The following is a 24,976-nucleotide window of genomic DNA, read 5'->3' on the forward strand; positions in this document are numbered from 1 at the left end:
ACTTTTTCCATAGAGTTTGGCGGTTTCTATAGGGCTTTTTCATGTTTGTTTCCATGTTCAAAATTCAAAAAGAAATCCTAAGATTTCTTTCATTTTAGAACTGATAGGATACCTCAAAACGCGCGTTAAATCCAGGAGCCGGGAGCGCCATGCGCTTATCTTTAGGGATCATATCGCTCGCTGGGGCGTCCGCACTCGCTTGCCACACAGAAGTTTGATCCACATATTGCTTGTTTAAGATATTGTTAAACACAGCTGAAATTCTTAAACCTTGCCATTTTTTAGAAGTAGGAGTCCAATTGATAAAGACATTATGCACGCCATACCCGGGTTTATGGATTTTCATCAAACCGTATTGAGGGTAATAGATAGAATAGCCCTCATAATACATGTTAGTTACAAAGCGTGAGAGCCAGGTTAAAGTAAGCCCCCACCTGCGAACATCATAATCGGCTTTTAAGATAAACACATTCCCAGTCGTGGCAGCTAGAGCGTAAGTATCGGCCAATAAATGCCCCCTAGCCGTCGGCCAAGAGCGAGCCACTGAGAAAGTCCCTAAGAAATTCTTATACCTCACGTTCCCTGAAACTTCATAACCATAAATATTAATGGTTTCGGGCAAATTCCCTGACATGTTTTTTGCGGTCGCGTTACCCCCTCCATTTTTAGAAGTGTCTTGCCCGTAGCTGTTGATGAAGTTATTGATGACTTGATAGAACGCTGCCCCGCGCACATTGAAATACTTGCTGTTGAAATCCACATTGAATTCCACATTTTGACCGATCGCAGGGCGCAAGTTCCTTTGATAAATCACCGTGGGATCGCGCATCAAAACGCCATCGCCAGGCAAAGCCCCCTTAGTCACATACGCATAACTCACTTTCAAGCCAATGCTTTCAATGGGGTTATAAAGCACGGTTGCAGAAGGCGAGAAACCAGAAGTTACATGCGTGCGGCCGTTTTTGTCTAACAAGGTGTAAATATCATAACGAGTTCCCGCGCCCACGATCACATTGCTTAAAATATTGTAGTTCGCTTGCATGAACCCTCCGATGATATTCCCGATCGCATGCGAATTTTGGGGCATGTTACGATAGAGCGGGTTAGGCGCGTTCAGATTTTGAGGGTATTGAGAGCTTTGATCGGTGTAGTAATGGCGGTAAGGCAAGCCCGGCCCGTTAGGGTCGTTAGGATCAATGTTGTTTTTATAATAGCCGTTTTTGCCTTTATCCAATCCAGAAAAAACGCTCAGGTTTTGATAGATCATGCCGTATTCAAACACGTTCCCATAATCTTCGCTAATGGGGTGGGTGACTTTAACATTAACGCCTGAGTTGATTAAGAAAATCCTTCTGGCTAAAGTGCCTTCAGCGTCCGCATTCCCTAAGGTCCAATCGTTCGCGCTAGGGTTTTGAGCGTTAGGGGGGTCATGTCATAATCAGGATTTTTAGGAACAAGCCCATGATAGACATTCGCGCTTGCAGAAAGCATAGTAGCGTTAAGCTGCCCATACCCTGCTTGCGCCCCTCCACTAGAATCGCTATCCCCTTGCCAATTAATAGAGTTAGGCGCGCCATAGCCTATTTGATACCCTCCATTAGAAGGCCTGATAGCCCCTTGCGTGCATTGGCTGATATTGTCCGGATTGTTACACCAATCCTTAACTTCAGGGATATAATCCGGGTTGGCTGGCTCGTTAGAATTGTAAGCGAAAGGATTCACCACAGGGTTATAATCGCCTCCTCTTACCCCTAAAAAGGCAGTGGATTCAACGCGCGGCTGACTAAAACTAGTGCCTCCATCATGCTTGTATTTCAGACTCAAATTGTGGTTGAAGTTGATCGTATGGGCTAATTCTTTCCCAAAGTCAATCACAAAAGGCGCTGGCTGGCTTCCTGGGTCATTGGCTTTGGAGAGGGCTGAAGTGGTGTTAGGGCGTAAAAGCCTGGTGGAATTTTCCCTTGTCATGTTGTAGCTTAAGCTGATGGTATCCGTGTCGTTGATATAGCCATTGACTTTACCTAAAACGCTATTGACTTCACTCGGAGTCCCTACGCCAATGTCGCTATTGCTCGGATCTTGCAAGTCAAAAGTAGGGTGGAAGAGATCCCTAAAAGCGTTGTTCCCGTCTCTGTAATAAAAAATATTTTGATGGTTGTAATAGGCGAGTATATCCCAATTCTTCCCACGATAGGCTGCAGTAGCGTTCATGCGATACCCGAAGTTGGTGTAAAAGGCCGCTTCCGCTTTAGCCCCATAAGTTTGATTCTTTCTTAAAAAGTCGTTAGCGTCAATCGTGGTGAAAGACATTTTACCCGCAACAGCACCTGGACCTGCTGAAGCGTTCGCCGCCCCCTTAATCACTTCCACTTCTTTAATCATGTTAGGATCGATCACGGTGTTAGCGTCATGGTGGAAAATGTTACCATTTTGAGCGACGCCATCTATGGTTACCCTTAAGAGACGGCTCTCAATCCCCCTAACATAGATTTTTTGCGCCATCAAGCCCCCACTGGCCACATTCACATCCGCCCGAGTCCTAAAAATATCACGGATTTGGTTGCTTTGGCGTTGTTGGAGCTCTTTCCTGTCAATATACATTTTATTGTTGTATTCAAAAGTCCTTTCACCCTTAGTGGTTACTTTACCCAAAGTGTGGGTATTTTCTTGAGCTTGCAAACTGCTAGCGACAATACAAGAGACAAACACGATACGAAATTGATTTCTAAGCATTTCTTTTAGCCTTTCTATTTACTTTTTTCTAAAAAATTTAGTCAAGTTTAAACCTAAGGTTATTATTACATTATTCTATTTAATAATACCTTAAATTTGTTTTAGGATTAAGAAAATATGAAGAAAAATGTGATTAAAAAAGTTTTAGCATTTTATTGAGCGGCTGATTACTGAGCGACCGAATCGATCACTATGCGTGAAGAAGCGCTGCTGATCCCTCTTAAAAAAGTTTGAGAAGACACATTGATTTCAGCGTTCTGGCGGAAAATATCGCTTGGCTGGTTGCTCTGGCGCTCCTCTAAATCATGGCGTTTGATGATAATGGTATTCCCCCATTGGAAGGGTCTATAAGCGTGCTTTTTTTTAATGACAAAATGAGGTTCTAAATCTAAGAATTGCGTGTAACTGGGGAAATATAGCGGCTCTAATAAAGGGTTTATGGGGTGCGCTTTTAAAACAATAAGGAGGAAAAAGAGGTTAAAGAACGTTTTCATAGTAAATTTTCACGCTCGCCCCCACTTGAGAATTGGGAGAAATTTCTAACTTGCTGATTTTCAAATAAAGCTCAGAGATTCCACTATAGCGCGTTTTTAAAACATGGCTTAAATCTTTCAAGGCGTCTTCAATGAGTAAGTATTGTTTTTCTTGCATCATCTTTTGAATAAGCTCTTGGATTTCCATGTAGTCTAAATAAGCCTTATTGGGTAATTCCGTGTAGAAAAGATCCAAATCCACGCTTATTTTTTGGGGTTTTAAGCGTTCAAACTCTAAAATCCCCAAAATCGTTTCAAACACCAAGTTATGGATATGAACGCCTTGTTTAGTTTTCATAAGACTTTCTTTTCTTTGCCGGTCAATAAATTGAAAATATTGCCCAAATGCTTGATAAGGGTAAAAATAAAAATCAATACCATAGGCGTTTGCGTGCCGACTTCTTTAAGGATATTGACGCTATCTGGGATATGCATATAAGGCACAAAAAAGATAAGAACAGTCGCTGTGCCTACCCCTAAAATGCTAGCGAGTGAAGAGATTTTAAGCACCTTACCCACAAAAAACCACACCGTCAAACCGATCAGGCTTTCAATAGGGATGAGCAACACCACAGAGCCCATGATCGTAGAAACGCCCTTGCCTCCATTGAAATTCAAAAAAGGCGAATAGCAATGCCCTAAAATGCTCGCAATAGCGACCATCCATTGCAAACTATAATCCAACCCAAACAATTTGCTTAAAAAAACCGCAAACATGCCTTTGAATAGATCCAAGATTAAGACTAATAAGGCCATTTGTTTGGCGTTGCTCACGCCCTTACTTTGTAAGGCGCGTAAGACATTCGTCGCGCCAATGCCCCCCGATCCGATTTTAGTAATATCCATGCCATAAAAGATTTTCATTAACGCATAGCCAAAAGGAATCCCCCCAATCAGATAGCCCAAAAGGGTGAAAATCACATTGATATTGGTTAGGAAATTTAAAACGCCTTCCATAAATACCCTTTCAAATAAAATAGCGATCATTATAACATGTTGCTTTTTAAGTGAAAGCGTTAAGTTGTTAGGGTATAGTGGCTTAAAAATTTTAGGATATTGAGAATGCTTGAAACTTCTAGCCATTTTTTAAAATCGTTTCGCTTGAAGCGTTATATAGGGTTTTTATTGATTTCTTTAGCACTATTGATCACGCCATTTGTTCGCATTGATGGGGCGCATTTGTTTTTGATCTCTTTTGAGCATAAGCAACTGCATTTTTTAGGCAAGATCTTTAGCGCTGAAGAATTGCAAATTTTGCCTTTCATGGTTATTTTGCTTTTTATAGGGATTTTTTTCATCACCACTAGCCTTGGGCGCGTGTGGTGCGGGTGGGCTTGCCCGCAAACCTTTTTAAGGGTGCTTTATAGAGATGTGATTGAAACCAAGATTTTCAAACTCCATAAAAAGATCAGCAACAAGCAAGAAAGCCCTAAAAACACCCCAAGCTATAAGGTGCGTAAAGTATTGAGCGTTTTGTTATTCGCTCCTGTTGTGGCGGGGCTAGTGATGTTGTTTTTCTTTTATTTCATCGCCCCTGAAGACTTTTTTATGTATCTTAAAAACCCTAGCGATCACCCTATCGCTATGGGTTTTTGGCTTTTTAGCGCCTTAGTGGTGCTTTTTGATATTGTGGTGGTTGCGGAGCGTTTTTGCATCTATTTATGCCCTTACGCTAGGGTGCAATCGGTGTTGTATGACAATGACACCTTAAACCCTATTTATGATGAAAAGCGCGGCGGAGCGCTTTATGACAATCAGGGTCGCCTTTTTCCCTTGCCTCCTAAAAAACGCAGCCTAGAAAACGAATGCGTGAATTGCTTGCATTGCGTGCAGGTTTGCCCCACGCATATTGACATCAGGAAGGGCTTGCAATTAGAATGCATCAATTGCTTAGAATGCGTGGATGCATGCACGATTACCATGGCCAAATACAACCGCCCTTCACTCATCCAATGGTCTTCAACCAACGCCACCAACACGCGCCAAAAAGTGCGCCTAGTGCGTTTAAAAACGATCGCTTACATGGGGGTTATCGCTATTGTGATAGCTCTTTTAATCATCACTTCGTTTAAAAAAGAACGCATGCTTTTAGACATTAACCGCAACAGCGATCTGTATGAATTGCGAGCTAGTGGGTATGTGGATAACGATTACGTGTTTTTATTCCATAACACGGACAATAAAGACCATGAGTTTTATTTCAAAATTTTAGGGCAAAAAGGCATTCAAATCAAAAAGCCTTTAAACCCTATCGCCATTAAAGCCGGGCAAAAGATCAAAGCGGTAGTGATCTTACGAAAACCCCTAAAAAGTAACGCCACAGAATACAAGAGCGCTAGAGACGCTTTAATCCCTATTACAATACAAGCTTACAGCGCAGACGATAAGAATATTACGATAGAAAGGGAATCGGTGTTTATTGCGCCTAGTGAAGATTGAAGCCTAAAATTAGCGCTCAATCACTTCATAAGGCAAGCCTTGTTTGATCAATTCTTCCATGAAGGGATCGGTGTTTAATTCTTCTACGTTAAACACCCCGGCTTTAAAATGCTCCACGCTCCAAGTGTCGTTGCAAATCATTTTAGTCGCGCACATCGCTGGCACGCCGGTGGTATAGCTTATGGCTTGCGAACCCACTTCTTCATAGCATTTTTTGTGATCGCACACGTTGTAAATGTAGAGCGTTTTGTCTTGGTTGTTTTTAATGCCAGTCATATAGCACCCGATATTGGTTTTGCCGGTAGTGTCTTTGGCTAAGGACGCTGGATCAGGGAGTAAGGTTTTTAAAAATTGTATCGGCACGATTTTCACGCCCTGATGCTCTATTTCCTTAATGCCTAGCATGCCGACATTTTCTAAGCATTTCATGTGGGTTAAATAGTTTTGAGAGAAAGTCATAAAAAATCTCGCCCTCCTCAAGCCTTTAACATTTTTGACTAACGATTCCAATTCTTCATGGTATAAAAGATACGAATCCATTTCGCCAATCTGCGGGTAAGCCCACACTTGCTTGATTTCTAAAGGCTTAGTTTCAATCCATTTGCCGTTTTCATAATAACGCCCTTTAGAGCTGACTTCTCTCAAATTGATTTCAGGGTTAAAATTCGTGGCAAAAGGGCGTTTGTGATCCCCAGCGTTGCAATCTAAAATGTCTAAAGTGTGGATGGTGTCAAAATGGTGTCTTTGAGCGTGAGCGACATAAGCGTTCGTAACGCCCGGATCAAACCCAGCCCCTAAAACCCCTAAAATCCCTGCTTCTTTATAAGCCTTATCAAACGCCCACTGCTCTTTGTATTCAAACTTCGCTAAATCCGGATGCTCGTAATTGGCGGTATCAATGTAATGCGTTTTAGTCTCTAAACATGCTTGCATGATCGTTAAATCCTGATAGGGTAACGCCACATTAACAACGACTTTGGGCTTGTATTTTTGGATTAAAGCGATTAAAGCTTGCGTATCGTCTGCATCCACTTGTTCAACGCCAATTTCCCCCAAACCCTTTTTGAGCATGCTTTCTTTAATCGCATGGCATTTGTCTAAGCTCCTGCTCGCCAAAATGATATTCTTAAACACATCTCTGTTCATGCCCATTTTGTGTGCTACCACACTGCCTACGCCACCAGCTCCAATTTGTAATACTGTATGCAAGGAACACCTACTTTCTAACTAATCTCGTTCTTTTAGGGGGCTATTATATTATAATAAGATAAATTTGATAACAAGGATATAGGCTTGCAAGAAATTAAATTAGACATTTATGCCACTTTAGTGTGCATGGTTTTGGTGTTGCTTTTGGGGCGTTATGTGATTTCTAAAGTCAAGTTTTTAAGAGATTATGATATTCCAGAGCCTGTTGTGGGTGGGGTTTTAGTCGCTTTTTTTATCATGTTAGCGCGTCAATTTTATCATTTTGGCTTGCAGTTTGATTCTTCTTTAAAAGACCCTTTAATGCTGACTTTTTTATCACCGTTGGTTTGAGCGCGGATTTCAAATCTTTACAAAAAGGCGGGAAAATGCTTGCGGTTTTTTTGCTGGCTGTGGCGGGGTTTGTGGTGTGTCAAAATGCAGTGGGGATTTCTATCGCTAGCCTTTTAGGAGTCAATCCTTTAATGGGGCTTTTAGGGGGATCGATCGCTTTAGTGGGAGGGCATGGCACTAGCGCGGCATGGGCTAATTTTTTCACCCAACCACCTTATAATTTTAGCTCCAGCTTAGAAGTGGGCATGGCGTGTGCGACTTTTGGCTTGGTGAGCGGGGGGATTATTGGGGGCCTGTCGCTAAATATTTGATTTCTAAATACAAACTAGAACCTAAAGACACCAAAGAAAAAGACACTTTAGAGGGCGTGGTGTCTAAAGGCTTTGAAACCCCTAAAGAGCAACGCCTAATCACCGCATCCAGTTTTGTGGAAACTTTAGCTCTAATTGCGATCGCTTTATTGGTGGGGACTTTTTTATCGCACTTGATTCCTAAAAGTTTCACCTTGCCGACTTTTGTGTGGTGCTTGTTTGTGGGGGTTATTTTAAGAAATGCCTTGTCGTTTTTTAAGATCCATAGCGTGTTTGACAGAGAGGTTTCAGTCATAGGGAACGTGAGTTTGAGCCTGTTTTTAGCCTACGCTTTAATGAGCGTGAATTTATTGGAATTGTTAAAACTCGCTGTGCCGTTAGCGGTTATTTTGAGCGTTCAAGTGGTGGTTATGATCCTTTATGTGGTGCTTGTAACCTTTAGGGTATGCGGGAAGGATTATGATGCGGCGGTGTTGTGCGCGGGGCATTGCGGTTTTGGGCTTGGAGCGACCCCAACGGCTATGGTGAATATGCAAACTATCACCAACCACTACGGGCCATCGCATGTAGCGTTTATCGTCGTGCCTTTAGTGGGAGCGTTTTTTGTTGATATTATTAACGCTTTAGCGATTAAAGGCTTTTTGCTCTTGCCTTTTTTCCCGTCATGAGACTTTATGAGAGTTTATTAGAAATTTGCTTGAATAAGGCGTGGGAATATCAAACCCTAGCCTTAGAAAACCCGAGCGTGGCTTGCATGGTTCTAGATAAACACCATGAGATCTTGAGTTTAGAAACCCACAAAAAAGCCAAAACCCCGCATGCAGAAGTCTTGGCCGCCAAATCAGCGTTAAAGATTTTACGCCCCCATTTAAAAAGCGATTTAGAAAAATTAGAAGACCCTAAAATTTTAAGCGATTTTTTAAAAACGCACCACGATAACGCCTTTAAAGACTGCGTTTTTTTAATCACCCTAGAGCCATGCAATTCTTATGGTAAAACCCCGGCATGCAGCGGATTGTTAGAAATTTTAAAGCCTAAAAGAGTGGTCATTGCCGCAGAAGAAAACGAAGCTAAAAAAGGGGGCTTAGCAAGGCTACAAAAGGCTCATATTGAAACAATGATTTGTCATAATTTAGAAAACAAGGCTAAGGACTTGCTCTTGCCTTTTAGGGTAATGGAACAAAAGGGGCGTTTCAATTTGTTCAAACTCGCTTTAAGGATGAATGGGGATTATTACCATGGCAAGATCACCGGGCAAAAAAGCGTTATTTTCACGCACAACCAGCGAGCAATATGCGACACGCTCATCATTTCTGGGAAAACTATAAGAACGGATAACCCCTTATTGGACGCTCGCTTTTGCGACAGCTTTTATCACAATAAAAACCCCAATATCGCTATTTTATCCAAGCACTCAATTAGCCCTAGTTCAAAAGTTTTTTCAGCGCCCAATCGTTTGGTTAATATTTTCAACAACCCTAAAGATTTACCCCTAGAGAAAGGGTTTAATTTCATTGAAGGGGGGTGGGGATTGTTTGAGAGCTTGAGGGACAAAATTGATGCGTTGCTTTTGCATTCGCATGCGTCTATGATTAACGAAGCGTTTAACGCACTCGCTTTAAAAACCCCTTTTAAAGGGCGGTTGTTGCATGCGCAAATCTTAGAAAATGAAGCCCTTTTATGGATAGAAAACTCTTAAGATTATACCAGCCTTTAAACGCTTATTCTTACAATAGCGATTCGCTTTTTTTATACGATTTTTCACGCCCTTTTATCAAAAATAGCGGTGCGATTTTAGACATAGGCTCAGGGTGTGGGGTTCTAGGCTTGCTCTGCGCTAGAGACAACCCGCTAGCGAGCGTTCATTTAGTGGAAAAGGATAGCAAAATGGCGTTTTGCTCCCAAAAAAACGCCCTTAAATTCCCTAACGCTCAAGTGTTTGAGGGCGATTTTTTAGATTTCAACCCTCCAATTTTGTATGATGCGATTGTGTGTAACCCTCCTTTTTATGCCTTAGGATCTATTAAATCTCAAATTAAAGGGCATGCGAGGCACCAGAGCGAATTAGACTTCGCTTCTTTAGTGGCTAAAGTGAAAAAATGCCTAAAACCTAAAGGGTATTTTATTTTTTGCTATGAAGCCTTGTCGCTTTGCTTGGTCATAGAGAGTTTAAAAAGCGCTAAACTCACGCTAGAAACTTTAAGGTTTGTCCAAAGTTTTAAAGACAAAAACGCTCATTTGATGCTTGGAGCGGCTAGGAATAATTCCAAAAGCGCCCTAAAAGTCTTGCCCCCTTTAATCACGCACCATTCCAAAAACCAAAGCGACAACACCAAAGAAGTTTTAAGCATCTATCAAATCTGTAACACTTATTCTATCAAAGCGCTTTTAAATTAGCGCCTCATAAATTAAGGATTAAAAAATGAAATGTTCGCATTGCCAGTTGGAGTTTAAAGAAAGTGAGCTTTTTAAAGAGGTGATCAATCATAAAGAATTGTATTTTTGCTGCACGGGGTGTGCTAGGGTGTATGCGTTATTGTTAGATTTGAATTTAGAGAGCTTTTATGACAAATTAAACGATTCCACTTTAGCCCCCGTAACGCCCCAAGATTCAATGAGCGCTTTAGAATTAGAACAGGCCCTTGAAGAAAACAATAAAAGCGAATTAATCCTTAATCTTTTGCTAGAAAAAACGCATTGCAACGCTTGCTTGTGGCTCAATCAAAAGGTTTTAGAACGCTTAAAGGGGGTTAAAAAAGTGAGCGTGAATTTCACCACCCACCACTTGCAAATCGTGTTTGACAAATCCCTAAACCCTAAAGAGATTATTCAAAAGATTGAGAGCTTGGGCTATGGGGCTAAAATTTATAATGCGCAAAATTACACCCTAAAAGCCCAAAAAGAGCAACGCTCCTATTTGCTCACTTTAAGCGTGGGGTTTTTTGCCACCATGAATTTGATGTTTATTGCCATTGCCAAATATGCGAGTTATGGTAGCGCGAGTTATGGCGGTGCGAGTTATGGCACTGGCATGGATAAGCTTATGCAAAGGAATTTGGATCTCGTGTCGCTCTTTTTAAGCTTGTTAGTGTTAGTGGTTGTGGGGCGTTTTTTTATTAAGGGGGCGTTTTATGGGCTAAAAAATGGCGTTTTGGGCATGGATTTGAGCGTGTCTTTTGGGGCGTTATCGGCGTTTGTTTATTCTCTTTATGCCATGTTGGTGTCCCAAGAGACTTATTTTGAAGCGAGCAGCACGATTTTAACGCTTGTTTTTGGCTCTAAGTTTTTGGAATTAAAAGCCAGATTGTTCGCGAATGAAAAATGTCTGGCCCTAGAATCGCATGAAATCCATAGCGTGATCGTTGTAGAAAATGGCAAACAGATAGAAAAACACCCTAAAGATGTGGCGATAGGCTCTGTTGTTTGGGTGCCAAGCGGGGCTAAAATCGCTTTAGATGGCGTGCTTTTAAATAACGCGAGCGTGGATGCGTCTTTGATCAGCGGGGAGTTTAAGCCTTTGGAATTGGGGGTTAATGATCCAATTTTAGGGGGTTATGTGAACGTGGGCGTGCCTTTTAGCTATCAAGTGAGCGCAAATTTTCAAAACTCACGCCTTTCTAGTTTGTTAGAAACTTTAAAAAAGAGTTTTTTAGAAAAGCCCTTAATTGAGAGCAGCGCGAATAAAATTGCGGATATTTTTTCTAAAGCGGTGTTGTTTTTAGCCTTTGTGAGCTTTTTATTATGGCAATTTGGTTTGGGGGGTGATTTTGAAAAAGCCTTAATGGTGTGTATTAGCGTGTTAGTCATCAGCTGCCCTTGCGCATTCGCTTTAGCTACGCCCATTGCGCTAGTGATAGGGGTATTTAAAAACCCTTTGATCGTGTTTAAAGAAGCGTTGTTTTTAGAAACTCTGGCTAAAGTGAAAAAAATCTTTATAGACAAAACCGGCACGCTCACGCAAAAAGAAGTCCTTTTAAAAGAAAAAATCATTTATGAAAAATTTGATGAAAGGCTTTTAAAGAGCCTTTTAAAAATCAGGGAGCATTTAGCCCATAGCGCGATTCTTAAAACATTAGATGGCGATGAGGTCAGTTTAGAAAAGATAGAGTTTTTCGCTCATGGCTTAAAAGCGAGCTATCAAAACGAAACCTTGCTAGTGGGGAGTTTGAAATTTTTAAACGCTATGGGGGTTGGTATAAAGACTAAAGAGAGCGCTAATATCATGGTAGGCTTTGCGAAAAATAAGACTTTATGCGCGTTATTCATTTTAGAAGAGCGTTTGAAAGCTAACGCTAAAGAAGTTATTCAAGCTCTACAAAATCAAGGCTTAGAATTAGAAATTTTAAGCGGGGATAATGAAAGCTCGGTTAAGGAGTGCGCGAAAAAATTAGGGATTTCTAAGTATCATGCTAATTTGACCCCTGAAGATAAGGCTCAAATCGTCAGCTCTTATAAGGGCGTGTGCGCAATGGTAGGCGATGGCAATAATGACGCGTTGGCCTTGAAACAAGCGAGCGTTTCTTTGGGGTTTGAAAAAAGCGCTTTGAGTAAAAGCTCATGCGATATTTTGCTTTTAGAAGAGGATTTGAGTTTGTTGGAAAAAGCGTTTGATAACGCTCAAAAAGTCTATCAAGTGGTGTTGCAAAACATTGTTTTAAGCTTAATCTATAACGCTGTTTTAATCCCGGTCGCTATGCTAGGATACATTAATCCTTTAATAGCGAGTTTGAGCATGAGTGGCAGTTCGCTCTTAGTGGTCTTAAATTCTTTGAGGCTGAAACGCTCTTAAACAAACCACATCGTTTTGGCTAAAATAGCAATTAAAAAACCAAAAGTTAGAGCGATAGGGTGGATATATTTACCAATAGGGTTTTTCTTACCCAAAAACTTACACGATAAAGAAAAAAGCACTAAAAGAAAAATGCTTAACGCTAAGATCACTTTAAGCATGAGTATCTTTTGAAAAGGGGTTTCACACCAGCCTTTATCGCCCCCCATGTATTGACTAAGCATCATGCCCCCTGTTAAAACAAGCCCTAAAACGCATAAGGGCATGATTTTGATCGCTCTTTGAGTGATTCCTGTATTTGCCTTATTGGCAAACTCTTCGCCAAACATTTTCTTCACATTAGGGAAAATTACCCCATCAAAAAACAAATAGCCAATAAAAATAATGGCACACAATAAATGAACAACCAACACATAAGGATAAATCGCATCCATTTGAAATCCTTTATTCATGGGAAAATTAAAGAGTTTTTAATCTACTACAAAAAGATTTTATTGTCAAGTAGCCCATTATTATGGGAATTTTAGGGGTGGTTTTTGTTTGACTTTTAAGATTGCAATTAGCTATAATAAAATAATTAAAAAAGTAACACTTAAGCGGAGTACCCTAGAGAGTGATGTTCAATTTTATGACAAAGAAGAAAAATAGAATGCAAGGTTGCAAAATGGTTGGTAAAAATTTTAATCGTAAGGAATCTGTTTTGATAGCTCAATCTTTAGATATTTCTAAAAAAGGTTCGGTAATTTTAGGCGCTCTTTTGAGTTCGTTATGGCTGACAAACCCCTTAAATGCCCATGAAAAGAATGGCGCGTTTGTGGGGATTAGCTTGGAAGTGGGTAGGGCTGATCAAAAGACCAACGCTTATAAAAACGGCGAGTTGTTTCAAGTGCCTTTTGGCGATGTTTCGGCTAATGATGATGGCAAAGTTCCTGACGGGCAGACCGGTGGCTGTCAGCCAGCTTCAGGGACGCCAGGAACGCCAGGCTATACTAAAGCTAATTGCGTGGTCAATTGGACTTCTCGCACCATGCTTAGCACCAATAAAAACATTCCTGGCCGTAACCAGCCGATGTATGGGCTAGGCGTGATGACAGGCTATAAGCATTTTGTGGGTAAAAAAAGGTGGTTTGGGCTACGCTATTATGGCTTTTTTGATTACGGGCATACCAATTTCTCTAACTCTAGGGCCGCTAACGCCATATCGCCCTTTTATTTGAGCGATCAAAAAGCCGACATGTATACTTATGGTTTTGGCACAGACATGCTTTTTAACGTTATAGACAAGCCTAAAGCCACGGCCGGGTTTTTTCTAGGCGTGAATTTTGCGGGTAACACTTGGACCAATAATCGTGTGGGGTATTTTAAGGATGGGTATGTTTATGGCGTCAATACGGACGCTGACGCTTACATGACTAACGCTGATGGCACGATCACATGCGGGGACACGACGCCGGCGAGTTGTGATGTGGGGATTAACCCTAATAGCGTCTATACCACAGGAAAATTAAACGCTAAAGTGAATAACACGATTTTCCAATTCTTAGTGAATGTGGGCATTAGGACTAATATTTTGAACACCATGGCATTGAGTTTGGTATCAAAATCCCCACGCTCCCTAATTACTTTTTCAAAGGTTCTACCACTATCAAAGAGCAAAGCCAAGGCCCGCTAAAAGACGGCAAACCAACCACTATCACCGGAGCAGAAACCAATTTCAGCTTGACCCAAACCTTACACCGTCAGTATTCTATGTATTTGCGCTATGTTTATACTTTTTAAGTTTGGTAGGGTTTTTAGGCAGGGCTTATAGCTTATATTATGAAAGCTTGATTTGTCAAGCTTTTAGGTTGTCATTGAGTTGCAATAACTCTGCGCTGTTTTCTACTTTTTTGATAAAATCATTAATAGCATAACAACATATATTAATATTGTCTTTGAAATGGGCAAATTCCGCATATTCTTTGGCGTCATCATGGATATTTGGAGCCACAAAAACACTAAATTTCTCTCTAATATCAGCACTATTTTTAATCAATTCTTTTAAATGTCTGGCAATAGGTATCATTTCGCTTTGACTTCTATCCCTAATCAAGCTCACTTCTATATAACTTTGGGCTTTTGTGTCCATGGCTACAATATCAGGTTTGTTACCGCTTGCTGTGTATACGGGCAAGCCTTCATCATCGCTTTTATAATTGGGTATCACGCTTAAATTTTCAAAATGTTGTTTCAAGAAAATAGCGCTTAAAAATTCCAAGCACAAAGGTTTATCAATGAGTCTTAAAAAACTATCTTTTGATTCTTGCTTGTTACAAGTAATGAGTAATTCTTGCTTGATAAAATCTTTAGTATAAGTGTTTGCTAGTTCATTCAATTTGCTTGATTTAACGCTCTCATCAGCACTGATTGGAGTAACATTAACAAGAAAGCTATCCACGATCGCCATGTAGTTAAAAAAGGCGAGTTTGTTAGCTTGAGTGTCGTTTAAATAATCCCCTTTAAAAGCCTTATGAGTTTGTAAAATGTAATCTATTTTATTATTTTCATTAGTATTAATATCAATAAACCTACCATTACCACGCAATGAAATAAGTCCTGTAATACGCATTTTTCTAATGTATTCATCAACGGCTTCATTAGTGATTTGGCTCATTTTGAATCGTGTTTTATTAACACTTTCTAAAAGATTTAGGCATTTTTCATAGATAAATTCATCTGAGTAGCTGAATTCTGTTTTATTGATAGTAACAATTTCTTGTCTTAAATGAACAATGTAGTCATAAAGCCCATTAGCGTTATCGTCTTTCCAACAAAGTAAAATAGGGATTTCTTTGACAGATAGGGGGGTTAGATGGGCATTTTTGAGTCGTTTTAAAAGCGAGAGCAATAGTTTGAGGGGGTTGTTATGGTTTAAATTTTTTTTGTAAGGGTTTCCTACTTCATATTTAGACAGAGCGTTTAAAAATATAGCCCCAACTACGCTTTCATCAACGCTTTCTTTAAAAGCATCGTTTTCTTTATCATAATAAGCGAGAATAAGAATCTTAGCACTATCGCTGATGAGTATTTTCTCATATTTTGCATAGTAGCAAAAACCAAACTCACACATAAGCTTATACCAAGTGTCAAACCGACTTTCCCATCCATGCTCAAAGCCCATTTCTTTGTGCTGTTGTGGGGATATTTCTATAATGCGTTCTAATTCTTCATCGCTAAAGATATATTCATTGGAGTCAAATTTTTCTTTCAATTCTTTATTTTGATTGATAGAAGTAGGTCTATAAAGCCTATGAGCCAAAACGGATTTGATAATTTGCATAATCGTTGAAGATTTAAGGATTTGATTTTCAAACTTTTCTAAAACAGCTAAAAATTGTCCTATTCTTTTAGGGTTTCGCATAGTGGTTGAAAAGCTTAAAATTTTTCGTGTCGGTTTTTTAGTCATAACAATTGCCTATAATTAGTTACAAAGATTTCTTGACTATCTTCTTTGATGGTGTTGTCATTATAGCTGATATAATTACTTTTGATATTAAAAATATAATATTTTTTAGCCCATTCTTTTAAAATAGAATTGGTCTCTCCCTTGTGATAAATAAGATTAGTTATACCAAATAAAACTCCCTTTTTATCTAGGCTATCTAAAACACCATATAGGGCTATCTCATTATTGCTATCCCATAACTTGTTGTATTCACTATTGGAGATTAAATAAGGGGGGTCAAAATAAACATAATCATCTTTTAAATAGGTAGTATGGTTAAGAAAATCAATATAATCATTATTATGAAAAATAATGGTGTTTTGTTGCATAAAGTCTAGGTAGTTTTTTAGGGCATTATAAACATTTTCGTTAAAATCTACATTACCTACGGGTAAATTAAAAAGCCCTTTAGAATTAAATCTAATCATGTGATTAAACCCATAAATTAAAAGCAAATACAAATAAAGCATGTTGTTTTGATTGGAATTAAAATCAGCCCTTAGTTTTTCATAAGCTATTTTATTGTATTTAGCATAGTAAGTTTTTATATATTGTTTTTTTAATTCACTAGGAGCTGTAATCCCCTTAAAAGAGAAAGACAAGCCATAACGAATGATGATTTTAGACAATTCATCAAAAAGCTCACAAGCATTAAACTTGCTTAAAGTTTTATGTAAATTGATAATATTAGCATCTATGTCATTAGCTAAGTATCTTTTAGCCTTAGTGTTTAAAAACACGCTACCCCCACCCACAAAAGGCTCAATAAATTGATTAATGTTATTTGGGAATAGCTTATTGAGCTGTGGCATGAGTTTATATTTATCCCCTACATAGAAAAAGGGAGAACGAATACTTTTTTTCAAGGCTTCACTTCCACTATAAATAAAAATTCTTTATGCTCTTTAAAATCAGTTTTTCCTGAATTAAAAAAACTATGAGCCTTTTCTTTAACGCTTAATTTTCCTTTTTGACTCAAAATTCCCACTAAATCTTTAAAGTCTATTTTATTTTGCGAAGAGCTAGACTTAGAATTATAGGTATTATTATAAGTTAAAGCAATCCTTTTACAATCTAGTTTTTCAATTAAATCGCTCAATTCTTTCTTGGCATTAGAGCGACAATATTCGCTCATGTTCTCGCATGATGGCTTTAAAGCTGTTCCATAGAGTTTGGGTTTTTTCCACTGCACTAGGTTTTCATAGAGATGATAAAACCGGCTGTATTGCCTTGAATTGTATGGAGGGTCAATAAAAACTAAGCCTATTTTTAAGGTTTTAGCCAATTCGTTAGCGTCTTTTCTCTCTATCATGATATTTTTATCATGCTTTATAGGGCTAATAAGTTCAAAAATAAATCTATCTTGTAAAATCTCTTTTTTCCTATAAGCTTCATAATGCCCCACCGTGTTAGCTATCTTATCCATTGAATAAATCAAGCTTGTTAATAAAATATCTTTATTTAATTTATCTAAGTTCAAGCTTTCTATATGCTCTCTAATGCTACCGATTTTGACACAATCTTTATAGCTGAAAAATTTGTTGCTAAAATGTTGGCTAAAATAATTTTCTTCTAGCTTTAAAGCTTGAGTATAATATTCTTTCAGTTCTTCAAGCACCTTAAAATCAGCGTCTTGCCCCCTAAAAAAAGCATGATAAATGACTTCATTAGAAAATAAAATATCATTTATAATAATATTTTTAATGTTAGGAATAGTGGCAAATTGACCAGCCACTACCCCACTTCCGGCAAAAATATCGCACACGCTTTTGATATTATTTAATTTTAAATTCCCAAATACCCACTCTATAAGCTTAGTTTTTGAGCCGATATACCGGCGGTTTTTTAGATTAAATTTTTCCACTAGCCACCTTTAAACTAAGAGAATAAAACCACTTAGTAACATATAAGATTAAAAAATCACAATCTCTTATTAAGCTTTTTAAAATACCAAAGACTGAGGGCTAAGAATACGAAAAAGGGCGATAGCACGCCTATTTCAGGAATGAGTATCCCTGAAATGCTAAACTTCCCCAAAGCAAAGAATAGCCCCCAAACAACGAGCGTGATGATGATAAACTTTAGCCCTAAAAGAGCCAGGTTTTCATAGCGGGCGAGACTGGGCGAAAAATAAGCGATTAAAACGCTTAAAAACGGCACAAAAAAGGGCAAAATCGCAAACACATACAAAAACGAGCGCACTTTTTTCGTGTCTGCGTTTTGGCGTACTAGAGCATGCAAGGAAAAAAGAGCGTCTGTGATAGAAACCGCGGGCTTGTTTTGGTAAATGGTGTCTAAAACTTTAGGGCGGAAATTTTTGAGCGTTTTAAAGGTTTCTAAACGCGTGGTGTTTAAAGCGTTCGCGCCCAGTTCAAAATTTAAAGGCAGGCTATAAATAGTAGCGTCATGCAAGATCCAATACTTGTCTTCAAAAAAAGCCTCTTTAGCTTCAGCATAAGATTCCAAAGTCTTATCTGTTAGGCGAAAAACCTTGATATTTTGGGCTTTTTGCAATAAGGGATTAATCTTATCAAAATACACGTAATCGTCATTATATTTCACTAACAAATGCTCTGAAACGCTCAAAGAATTGTCTTTATAGATCAAATTTTGCGTTTTTTCTTCCATATACACAAAAGGAGTCGCGTTCAACCCCACATAAACAGCCGTGAAAAACAAGCTAATCAAAAAAATAGGGTTTAAAATCTGGCGTTTGGAAAAGCCAATGGAGAGCAGGGCGGTGTATTGGTTGGATTTAATGAAGGCGATATAAAATAAAACCATCGCCAAAAGCAAGGAAATGGGCAGGGTGTAATTGAGCGCGAATAAAATGTCATAGGTGAAAAATAAGATGATCATGTTCGCAGAATCGGGCATTTTATCGGCGTATTTCAAGCTGTCAATGCCCACAAAAAATAATTCCAAAGCTAAAAGCACGATTAAAAAGTATTTGAAATAATACCACCCTACAAATCTAAACAAACGCACTTTAAACCCTTATTCAAACCATGATAAAAACTTAAAATTTTGGATAGAGCGCATCTAATTTTCTATTTTTAAAGGGTTTTTGAGCGTGAAACGATTTTGCATGGCGTTAAAATCATGGCTTTCTATAAAAAATTTTAGGGCGTTTTTGGCATGTTCAAACGCAGCGTTTTTTAAAGGTTCTTCGTTGTTGTGGAATTTTGAAAGCACATGCTCAGTGATATTGATCCCTTTAGAAATCCCCACCCTCAAGCGGTAATAAGAATTAGAACACAATAAGTCAATGGATTTTAGGCCATTATGCCCCCCATTCCCTCCACCATTTTTAAACTTCACAACGCCTAAAGGTAAATCCAAGTCGTCATGGACAATTAAAAGCTCTTTAGTTTTGTAAAAATTTTTAGCGCTTAAAACGCTCTCGCCGCTTAAATTCATGTAAGTTTGGGGCTTGAGTAAGATAAAATCCTTATAAACACACAAATAAGCGTTGTGTTTGGAATAAAAAGTGAAAGAAAGATCCAACTCGCTAACGAGTGAATCTAAAATATCAAAACCAGCGTTGTGTCTGGTGTGAGCGTAACGCAAAGTAGGGTTGCCTAAACCCACTAAAAGCGTCATGACCTGAAATCACTTCGCTTTAATCACACCGATCACAGCGATAGAATCATGATCTAAGATCTTCACATTTTCGTGTTTTTCTAAATCGCGCACCAAAATAGACTCATTCACGTCTAAAGGGGCTACATCCACTAAATAGTGATCGGGCAAATGCTCTGGAGCGCATTCCACGCTGATACGCTTTTTAGAGAGCATCAAAATCCCTTTATTTTTCAAGCCCACTGGAGTGCCTTGGTGTTTGACAGGGACTTTAAACTTGGACTTCACGCCCTTAGTAACAGCGAGTAAATCCACATGGATAAGCTCGTTAGTAACAGGGTTTTTTTGGTATTCTTGAACCACGACCTCAAAAGTCTTATCCCCTAATTTCACCGGGAAAATCAAATGCTTTTTTTCCTTAAGGTATTTAATGAAAGGGTTTAATTTGAACGCGCAATTCACGTTTTCAATACCCTTTCCATAAACGTTTGCGATTAGATAGCCATCTTTTTTTAAAGCTTTAGCGCTAGCTTTAGTAATACTCTCTCTAATAACGCCTTCTAACATGTCAATCCTTTAAAATAAAATAAGGGCTTATTCTATCCAAAAAACCCTTAAAAATCAAAAACCGCTTAAAAGCTTTTCAAAGGATTGTTTGAACGCTATCAAGCCTTCTTTAAGGAGTTTTTGAGCAGTGTTTTCTAAATCAATGTTGTGCGTTTTTAATTCTTTTTTAAACGCTTCAATTTCTGTAATCTTTAAAGGGGTTTGATACTCGGTGTTTGGGTCAAGCAAATAAGCGTTTAAAGCCTCTAGGGGGCTGTATTGATAGAGTTTTTAAAACACAACGCTTTAATGTAATAATCTTTAGCTAAAGAATTGGATTTAACGCCCGTGGATGCAAAAAGGGTGCTTGTTAGCTTGTTGGCATGCTGATGGATTTGATAATAGCACTCGGTAGCGTTGATAATCCCGCTTTGAGCTTGCAAATTTTTTGGCGCTAAAGGGTCTATTTCTTTGTCAAATCGTGAGACAAACACGCTAATGACCGCTCTTTTTCGCGCTTCTTTGGCTAAGATTTGAGCGATTTCACCGGCAATTTTAGGCGAAAAAACTAAAGTTACATTAATGGGGATAGAGGCTTGAGTTAAAGCGCTAATGACTTCAAGAGCGCTTTCGCTCGCTGGGACTTTAATCATCACATTAGGGCGGTTTAGTGTTTTGAATAACCGCTTGGCTTCATCAATGCTTTTAGTGGCATCATCTTCTAAAAAAGGGTCAATTTCTAGGCTAATGTAGCCGTTGTTAGGGTCTTTTTCATATAAAGGCATTAACGCGCTAGAAGCCTGTAAAATATCCTTTAGCACTAGGGTTTCATAAATTTCTTTAGCTTTTTTGCCTTTGAGTTTAGCGATTTCATCTTTATAAAACGCGCTTTTTGTGATCGCTTCATAAAACAAACTGGGGTTACTCGTCGCCCCGCAAATAGCCCCCTTATTGATGAGCTTTAAAAAGTCGTTTTCTAAAAAATCCCTTTCTATAAAATCGCACCACAAACTGAATTCTTGCATGTTTCATCCTTGTTTTAAATTGAGATAATAATCTTTAACGACTTCTTGGTCGCTAAAAAAAATCGTTTTGTCTTTAAAAATTTGAATGCTTTCATCGCCCTTGCCTAAAATCAATAACACCTCATCGTCTTTTAAATTTTCTAAAGCGTTTAAAATGGCTTTCTTTCGGTCTTTTTCTATAACCACTTTAGAAGAATTGCTGATGCCTTTTAGAATATCCTTAATAATGTCTTCTTCATTCTCGCTTCTGGGGTTGTCTGAAGTTAAGACGATTTTATGCGCGTAGTAGCTCGCTATCGCTCCCATTTTAGGGCGCTTGGTTTTATCCCTATCGCCCCCTGCTCCAAAAAGAGCGGTGATTTTTTGGTTTTTAAAGCTTTCAAAGACTTGTTGCATGCCGTCTGTTGTGTGGGCAAAATCCACGACCACTAAAGGTTTAGAATGCACAATTTCCAAACGCCCTTTCACCCCATAAAAGTTTTCTAATAATGGCGCAATCGTTTCTAGAGGTAATTGGGTGAGTAATTTGACCCCTAAAACGCCCGCTAAGATATTATAAAGGTTGTAACGCCCTAAAAGGGGGGAATGGATGAGAGCGATTTCTTTAAGATTAGGATCTCTTAAATTTTGTTGGTAGCATAAAGACGCGCTAATGGAGGGGTTGAGCGAAAAGGCTTGAATGTTTAAATGCGCTTTTTTATCCAGTGCGTAAGTGTGCGCGTTAATGGGGTTAAAAAGGGCGTTTGTTTCATCTCTGTTGATGATTTTCAAGCCCTCATCTTTAAAAAAGCTGTTTTTAGCGTCCCTGTAATTTTCTATATTTTGATGGAAATCTAAATGATCGCTTGTGATATTAGTGAGAACTTTAAGGGCGAAATCAAGCCCGGCGATGCGTTTTTGGACGATCGCATGGGAGCTCACTTCCATAATAAAGTATTCACACCCCAAACGAATCGCTTCTTCTAAATCGCTATAAAGCTCTAAAAGAGTGGGCGTGGTCAAGCCCTTTTCCTTGATTTGTGTGTCGTTAATAAAAAACCCTCTTGTGCCTAAAAGAGCGGTCTTTTTATTCAAATCTAAGAGCAAGGAATACATCAAACTCGCTGTGGTCGTTTTACCATTAGTGCCAGTAATCCCTACAATTTTAATCTTAAAATCAAAGTAGTTTTTAAGCTCGTTAAAATCTAAAATAGCCAGGTTTTTTTCTGCAATTAAAGGAGAGTATTTTTCATTTAAAGGCGTTTTGACAAAAAGGATTTCTTTAGGGTTTTCTAAAACTTCATGCGTGTTATCGCTCAAAAAAGAATAGGTGTGGTTTTGATAAGTCAGGGTTTTTTTAAGCTTCATTCTTTAAGCCTTATTGGATTTGAGAGCGTCTTCTAAAAGAGAACGCAAAAATTCATCGTAAATAAAAGAATCTTCATGCATGTTTTCAATGTAATTTACCGCTAATTCGTAATAGCCATAGTGGTTCAATTCTTTCAAAAATTCATAAAAATCCTCTTTATTGTCAAAAATCACCCTAGAGCTGAACATCAAATCTTCAAACGCTTCCTTAAAGCCGCGCTCCAAGCTCAAGCGTTTGAAATCCGCGTACAAAATGCCATTCAACTCCTCGCCTTTTTGAGAAATTTGCGCATCAATCTTTTCAGCCATTTGGTTCAATCCCTCATCAAAAGAAGCGATCAAATTGATGATTTGCTCTTCAGCCTGGTTTTTTAAACTCCGTTTTTGCATAGCGATCAAGCTTTGATACAATTCATAAAAGCTATGGGCTTCTTTGGGGAAATCTTTAGCGATGTCGCTTAATAACGCCCCCACTTTGGCTTTTTGGTTGTCTTTATCCAAAAACAACACTTCAGAAAAAAGGCGTAACGCTTCAGCGTAATGGGCTTGTTTGAACGCTAAAAACCCCTCTTTAATCAACGCACGCTTTTTAAATTCATAATCAAACTTTTGCATGCCTATAATCCTTAAAGCTTATCAAACTCCTTAGCGTTTTCTAAGCACACCACTTCTAAATTGGGGTGGATATCCATTTTAAGCTGCCTTTCAATGACATTTTTTAAAGTGATTTTACTGCTAGAGCAAGTCTTGCACGCTCCCTCTAAAGCCACATAAATTTTCATGCTTTTCACCCCTAGCACTTCAATATTGCCGCCATCTTTGAGCAAGTAAGGGCGGATTTTTTCTATCACAATACGCACCGGTTTTTGTAAATCTTCATCGCTAAATTCTATCATTTTTAAAAACTCTCTTTAAAATTTTACTTTAAGATACCATATAATGAGCCATTTTTATCAAACGACTCTTTTTAAGAGTGGCTCAAGGGCTAATTGGATAGAATAGAGCCACTATTAGAATAAGGTTTTGATAACGGTATGGAAATTAAAAACATCAAAGAGTTTGAAAAAGCTTCCAAAAAACTCCAAAAAGACACTTTAAAGATCGCTCTCGCTCTTTTGTTCCTCATCGGTGCCGCTTTGCTCGCTCTCATTTTTGGGCAGGCTAATTCTAAGGGATTGCTGCTCATCTTTGCGGCCGTGATTGGGGGGTATATGGCGATGAATATTGGCGCGAACGATGTGTCTAATAATGTCGGCCCTGCCGTAGGCTCTAAAGCCATTAGCATGGGTGGGGCGATTTTGATTGCTGCGATTTGCGAAATGCTTGGAGCGATCATTGCTGGGGGGGAAGTGGTTTCTACGATTAAGGGCCGTATCGTTTCGCCTGAATTTATTAATGATGCGCATGTTTTCATTAATGTCATGTTGGCTAGCCTTTTGAGTGGGGCGTTGTGGTTGCATGTGGCGACTTTAATTGGCGCTCCTGTTTCCACTTCACACTCTGTAGTGGGGGGGATTATGGGGGCTGGAATGGCAGCAGCTGGAATGGCAGCGGTCAATTGGCATTTTTTATCAGGCATTGTGGCTAGTTGGGTAATCTCGCCTTTAATGGGAGCTTTGATAGCCATGTTTTTTTTAATGCTCATTAAAAAGACTATCGCTTATAAAGAAGATAAAAAGAGTGCGGCTTTAAAGGTCGTGCCTTATTTGGTAGCGTTGATGAGCTTAGCCTTTAGCTGGTATTTGATCGTTAAGGTTTTAAAACGCCTTTATGCGGTGGGTTTTGAAATCCAGCTCGCTTGCGGCTGTATCCTTGCGCTTTTAATCTTTATCCTTTTTAAAAGATTTGTGTTAAAAAAAGCCCCGCAATTAGAAAATAGCCATGAAAGCATTAATGAGCTTTTCAATGTCCCTTTGATTTTTGCTGCTGCGCTTTTAAGCTTTGCGCATGGGGCTAATGATGTGGCTAACGCTATAGGCCCCTTAGCGGCCATCAGTCAAACTTTAGAAGATGCAAATAGCCCTATAGGGAATACTTTAAGCTCTGTGCCTTTGTGGATTATGGTAGTGGGGGCAGCTGGGATTGCTTTAGGCTTGAGTTTGTATGGGCCAAAGCTCATTAAAACGGTGGGGTCTGAAATCACAGAATTAGACAAAATGCAAGCTTTTTGCATCGCGCTTTCTGCAGTCATTACCGTGCTTTTAGCCTCTCAATTAGGCTTGCCGGTAAGCTCTACGCATATTGTGGTGGGCGCGGTGTTTGGGGTGGGCTTTTTAAGGGAGCGTTTAAGGGAGCAATCCAGAAGGCGTTTTGCTAGGATCAGAGACAACATTGTAGCCGCACACTTTGGGGAAGATTTAGAAGAAATTGAAGGCTTTTTAGAGCGCTTTGATAAAGCCAATTTGAAAGAAAAATCGCTCATGCTAGAGAGCTTGAAAAAAAGCAAAAACACCGCCATCGCTTTGGAATTGAAAAAGAAAGAAAAAAAGTCGCTTAAAAAAGTGTATAAAGAAGAAGTGATCAAACGCTCCATTTTAAAAAAGATTGTTACCGCTTGGTTGGTAACCGTGCCGGTTTCTGCACTTTTAGGCGCGCTTTTGTTTGTGGCTCTTGGTTTTATAGAAAAGTATTTCTAGGGTTTTTGAAGG

The 24,976-nt window shown here is 39.0% G+C and carries 19 protein-coding genes and 4 pseudogenes; 7 read left to right on the plus strand and 16 right to left on the minus strand.

The window, feature by feature from the left end; translation table 11 throughout:
- Positions 1 to 94: 94 nt before the first annotated feature.
- From D2C72_06545 to plsY, 4 genes and pseudogenes are all read right to left on the minus strand, one after another.
- A pseudogene (locus D2C72_06545) lies at positions 95 to 2,733 on the minus strand (TonB-dependent receptor).
- 167 nt (positions 2,734 to 2,900) lie between these two features.
- Complete coding sequence (locus D2C72_06550; GenBank protein ID QEF43908.1) at positions 2,901 to 3,227, minus strand: Plug domain-containing protein; 327 nt, start codon at positions 3,225 to 3,227, stop codon at positions 2,901 to 2,903.
- Entirely contained in the window at positions 3,211 to 3,564 is a 354-nt protein-coding gene (locus D2C72_06555; protein QEF43909.1) for a dihydroneopterin aldolase, read from the minus strand. Before D2C72_06555 ends, D2C72_06550 begins: the two co-directional genes overlap by 17 nt.
- Positions 3,561 to 4,349: a glycerol-3-phosphate 1-O-acyltransferase PlsY gene (gene plsY, locus D2C72_06560; protein QEF43910.1), complete on the minus strand. Its 789-nt coding sequence runs from the start codon at positions 4,347 to 4,349 to the stop codon at positions 3,561 to 3,563. Before plsY ends, D2C72_06555 begins: the two co-directional genes overlap by 4 nt.
- Between plsY and ccoG the strand changes: the two genes are divergently transcribed.
- Complete coding sequence (ccoG, locus tag D2C72_06565) at positions 4,329 to 5,705, plus strand: cytochrome c oxidase accessory protein CcoG (GenBank protein ID QEF43911.1); 1,377 nt, start codon at positions 4,329 to 4,331, stop codon at positions 5,703 to 5,705. The genes plsY and ccoG overlap by 21 nt on opposite strands.
- A 9-nt stretch (positions 5,706 to 5,714) precedes the next feature.
- Here the strand turns inward: ccoG and D2C72_06570 are convergent, their stop codons facing one another.
- Positions 5,715 to 6,914 carry a saccharopine dehydrogenase family protein gene (locus D2C72_06570; GenBank protein ID QEF43912.1) on the minus strand — a complete coding sequence of 400 codons (1,200 nt, stop codon included), beginning with the start codon at positions 6,912 to 6,914 and terminating at the stop codon, positions 5,715 to 5,717.
- Between the two features lie 84 nt (positions 6,915 to 6,998).
- On the opposite strand from D2C72_06570, the pseudogene gltS reads away from it, so the two are divergent.
- The 4 genes and pseudogenes from gltS (at position 6,999) to D2C72_06590 (ending at position 12,344) form a co-directional block, all read left to right on the plus strand.
- Positions 6,999 to 8,223, plus strand: a pseudogene (gene gltS, locus D2C72_06575) (sodium/glutamate symporter).
- On the plus strand, positions 8,220 to 9,254 hold the full coding sequence (locus D2C72_06580; protein QEF43913.1) for a bifunctional diaminohydroxyphosphoribosylaminopyrimidine deaminase/5-amino-6-(5-phosphoribosylamino)uracil reductase: 1,035 nt from the start codon (positions 8,220 to 8,222) through the stop codon (positions 9,252 to 9,254). The pseudogene gltS and the gene D2C72_06580 overlap by 4 nt, the downstream one beginning before the upstream one ends.
- Entirely contained in the window at positions 9,236 to 9,952 is a 717-nt protein-coding gene (locus D2C72_06585) for a tRNA1(Val) (adenine(37)-N6)-methyltransferase (protein QEF43914.1), read from the plus strand. Before D2C72_06580 ends, D2C72_06585 begins: the two co-directional genes overlap by 19 nt.
- Before the next feature lie 25 nt (positions 9,953 to 9,977).
- Positions 9,978 to 12,344: a heavy metal translocating P-type ATPase gene (locus tag D2C72_06590; protein ID QEF43915.1), complete on the plus strand. Its 2,367-nt coding sequence runs from the start codon at positions 9,978 to 9,980 to the stop codon at positions 12,342 to 12,344.
- Here D2C72_06590 and D2C72_06595 read toward each other — a convergent pair.
- Positions 12,341 to 12,778, minus strand: a complete 438-nt coding sequence (locus D2C72_06595; GenBank protein ID QEF43916.1) for a copper resistance protein CopD — start codon at positions 12,776 to 12,778, stop codon at positions 12,341 to 12,343. The genes D2C72_06590 and D2C72_06595 overlap by 4 nt on opposite strands.
- 179 nt (positions 12,779 to 12,957) lie before the next feature.
- Here D2C72_06595 and D2C72_06600 point away from each other — a divergent pair.
- Positions 12,958 to 14,123: pseudogene (locus D2C72_06600) on the plus strand (outer membrane protein).
- Between the two features lie 55 nt (positions 14,124 to 14,178).
- Here the strand turns inward: D2C72_06600 and D2C72_06605 are convergent.
- The 10 genes and pseudogenes from D2C72_06605 to D2C72_06650 form a co-directional block, all read right to left on the minus strand.
- Positions 14,179 to 15,789, minus strand: a complete 1,611-nt coding sequence (locus D2C72_06605; protein ID QEF43917.1) for an AlwI family type II restriction endonuclease — start codon at positions 15,787 to 15,789, stop codon at positions 14,179 to 14,181.
- Positions 15,786 to 16,694 carry a Dam family site-specific DNA-(adenine-N6)-methyltransferase gene (locus D2C72_06610; protein QEF43918.1) on the minus strand — a complete coding sequence of 303 codons (909 nt, stop codon included), beginning with the start codon at positions 16,692 to 16,694 and terminating at the stop codon, positions 15,786 to 15,788. The genes D2C72_06605 and D2C72_06610 overlap by 4 nt, the downstream gene beginning before the upstream one ends.
- On the minus strand, positions 16,691 to 17,692 hold the full coding sequence (locus D2C72_06615) for an adenine methyltransferase (GenBank protein QEF43919.1): 1,002 nt from the start codon (positions 17,690 to 17,692) through the stop codon (positions 16,691 to 16,693). The genes D2C72_06610 and D2C72_06615 overlap by 4 nt, the downstream gene beginning before the upstream one ends.
- A 56-nt stretch (positions 17,693 to 17,748) precedes the next feature.
- Complete coding sequence (locus tag D2C72_06620) at positions 17,749 to 18,816, minus strand: YjgP/YjgQ family permease (GenBank protein QEF43920.1); 1,068 nt, start codon at positions 18,814 to 18,816, stop codon at positions 17,749 to 17,751.
- Positions 18,817 to 18,870: 54 nt separating this feature from the next.
- The gene (locus D2C72_06625) at positions 18,871 to 19,431 is read right to left on the minus strand and encodes an aminoacyl-tRNA hydrolase (protein ID QEF43921.1); all 561 of its coding nucleotides are present in this window, start codon (positions 19,429 to 19,431) and stop codon (positions 18,871 to 18,873) included.
- A 9-nt stretch (positions 19,432 to 19,440) separates the two neighbouring features.
- On the minus strand, positions 19,441 to 19,977 hold the full coding sequence (locus tag D2C72_06630) for a 50S ribosomal protein L25/general stress protein Ctc (GenBank protein QEF43922.1): 537 nt from the start codon (positions 19,975 to 19,977) through the stop codon (positions 19,441 to 19,443).
- Positions 19,978 to 20,031: 54 nt separating this feature from the next.
- A pseudogene (gene tal, locus D2C72_06635) lies at positions 20,032 to 20,981 on the minus strand (transaldolase).
- Positions 20,982 to 20,984: 3 nt separating this feature from the next.
- The gene (locus tag D2C72_06640; protein ID QEF43923.1) at positions 20,985 to 22,328 is read right to left on the minus strand and encodes a UDP-N-acetylmuramoyl-L-alanyl-D-glutamate--2,6-diaminopimelate ligase; all 1,344 of its coding nucleotides are present in this window, start codon (positions 22,326 to 22,328) and stop codon (positions 20,985 to 20,987) included.
- Between the two features lie 3 nt (positions 22,329 to 22,331).
- On the minus strand, positions 22,332 to 22,943 hold the full coding sequence (locus tag D2C72_06645; GenBank protein QEF43924.1) for a histidine kinase: 612 nt from the start codon (positions 22,941 to 22,943) through the stop codon (positions 22,332 to 22,334).
- Between the two features lie 11 nt (positions 22,944 to 22,954).
- Entirely contained in the window at positions 22,955 to 23,224 is a 270-nt protein-coding gene (locus D2C72_06650; GenBank protein QEF43925.1) for a NifU family protein, read from the minus strand.
- 138 nt (positions 23,225 to 23,362) lie between these two features.
- On the opposite strand from D2C72_06650, the gene D2C72_06655 reads away from it, so the two are divergent.
- The gene (locus tag D2C72_06655; GenBank protein QEF43926.1) at positions 23,363 to 24,964 is read left to right on the plus strand and encodes an anion permease; all 1,602 of its coding nucleotides are present in this window, start codon (positions 23,363 to 23,365) and stop codon (positions 24,962 to 24,964) included.
- Positions 24,965 to 24,976 lie beyond the last annotated feature (12 nt).

The organism is Helicobacter pylori (genome assembly GCA_008032955.1).
In the GTDB taxonomy this organism is placed as follows: domain Bacteria; phylum Campylobacterota; class Campylobacteria; order Campylobacterales; family Helicobacteraceae; genus Helicobacter; species Helicobacter pylori_DC.